Origin of the sequence: Phytoactinopolyspora endophytica, assembly GCF_004138495.1 — a bacterium.
GTDB classification, from domain to species: domain Bacteria; phylum Actinomycetota; class Actinomycetes; order Jiangellales; family Jiangellaceae; genus Phytoactinopolyspora; species Phytoactinopolyspora endophytica.
The window spans coordinates 167,606-169,246 of sequence record NZ_ML142850.1; the positions used below are offsets into that span (position 1 = coordinate 167,606).

The 1,641-nt window shown below is 64.8% G+C and carries 3 protein-coding genes; all 3 read left to right on the top strand.

The features are described from left to right. Nucleotides 1-408, top strand: a 408-nt coding sequence (locus tag ELR45_RS36845) for a carbohydrate ABC transporter permease (protein ID WP_205855902.1), incomplete at its 5' end; no start/stop codon positions are given. A 14-nt stretch (nucleotides 409-422) separates the two neighbouring features. Next, a complete protein-coding gene (locus tag ELR45_RS04115; protein WP_129663683.1) occupies nucleotides 423-1,238 on the top strand; it encodes a carbohydrate ABC transporter permease in 816 nt (271 codons plus the stop codon). A gap of 67 nt (nucleotides 1,239-1,305) precedes the next feature. Continuing rightward, a partial coding sequence (locus ELR45_RS36850) for a ThuA domain-containing protein (protein WP_205855904.1) occupies nucleotides 1,306-1,641 on the top strand: 336 nt, incomplete at its 3' end.

A 1,641-nucleotide genomic window follows, 5' to 3' on the forward strand; every position in this document is an offset into this window, starting at 1 on the left:
CTGGCGGTGATCCTGGTGAACATCTGGATCGGTATCCCGTTCAACGCCACCCTGCTGTACGGCGGGCTGCAGGACATCCCGGAGGAGCTCTACGAGGCAGGCGCGCTGGACGGCGCGACCGGCTGGCGGGCGTTCTGGCACATCACCTGGCCCAACTTGAAGGCCGTCGTGAGCGTGGTACTGGTGCTCGGCGTGGTCTACACCCTCAAAGTCCTGGACATCATCCTCGGCCTCACAGGAGGTGGGCCCGCCAACGCCACCCAGACCCTGGCCACGCAGTCCTACCAGCGGTCTTTCGTCGACTTCTCGTTCGGCGAGGGCGCGGCGCTGAGCAACATCCTGATCGTCCTCTCGATGGTCTTCGCCGTGGTGTACCTGCGTTCCAGCCGCCGCCGGGTCGACGAGTAGGGAGAGCCGACCCGATGAGAGACAACAGCTTCCGCCGCGCCGTCTACACAGCCGTCGGCATCACCCTGCTCGCCGTGATGCTGTTCCCGGTCTACTGGATGATCAACGCGTCCCTGCAACCGTCCGGCAACACACTCTCCGCGGACTTCTTCCCCCTGGACCCGAGTTTCGCCGGATACGAGCGTGCGCTGCGCGAACAGGGTGCCAACCTGGTCACCAGCATGGTAATCGCGCTCGGGACGGTGGCCTTCAGCCTGGCCGTCGCCGCCCCGTGCGCGTATGCACTGGCCCAGTTCAGGTTCCGGTGGGTCGGAGCGGCCCTGCTGGCGATCCTGGTCTCGCAGATGATCCCGGGGATCGTCATCGCGAACGCGCTCTACACCGCCTACGAGGAACTCGGCCTGCTCAATTCGATTCCGGGTCTGATCCTGGCCAACTCCACCTCCGCCATCCCGTTCGCTATTCTGATCATGAGGTCGTTCATGCTCGCGCTGCCGCCCTCTATCGTGGAGGCGGCTCGGGTGGACGGCGCCGGGCAGTTCCGGGCATTCCTGTCCATCGTCGTGCCGGTCAGCCGGAACTCCCTGGTCACCGCGGGCCTGTTCACATTCCTCTTCTCCTGGAGCGACTTCCTGTTCGCACTGACCCTCACGACCGAGAGCAACGTCCGTCCGGTGACGCTCGGCATCTACGAGTACCTTGGCACCCAGGTCCAGAACTGGGGTGCTGTGATGGCGACCGCGGTGCTGTCCGCTATACCCGCCATCGTCCTGTTGATCGGTGCACAGAAGTTCATCACCGCCGGAGCCGCCGGCGGCGCGGTGAAGTAGGGCGACCTGCCGCAGCACCGATCGCACCGACAAGTCCCATCCGCAACACATGAAGGAACGGACACTGATGACACACGCAACGAAGAGCGACGCCATCCGAGTCGTCGTCTGGGGCGAGAACCGGCACGAGAAGCTCGAGCCGGAAGTCGCCGAGATCTACCCGCAGGGTATGCACACCACCATCAAGGAAGGCATCGAGGAGAACCTCAAGGAACGCGCGTCCGTCACCACAGTCACCCTGGACGACCCGGAGCATGGCCTGACCGAGGATCTTCTCGCCAACACCGACGTGCTGGTCTGGTGGGGACACGCAGCGCACGGTGAGGTCGCCGACGACGTGGTGGAGCGGGTGCATCAGCACGTACTGTCCGGCATGGGTCTGCTCGTGCTGCACTCCGGCCAC

What these genes read in the sequence shown, in the direction of transcription:
- ELR45_RS04115 (WP_129663683.1), top strand. Translation starts at nt 423, where the DNA reads ATGAGAGACAACAGCTTCCGCCGCGCCGTCTACACAGCCGTCGGCATC.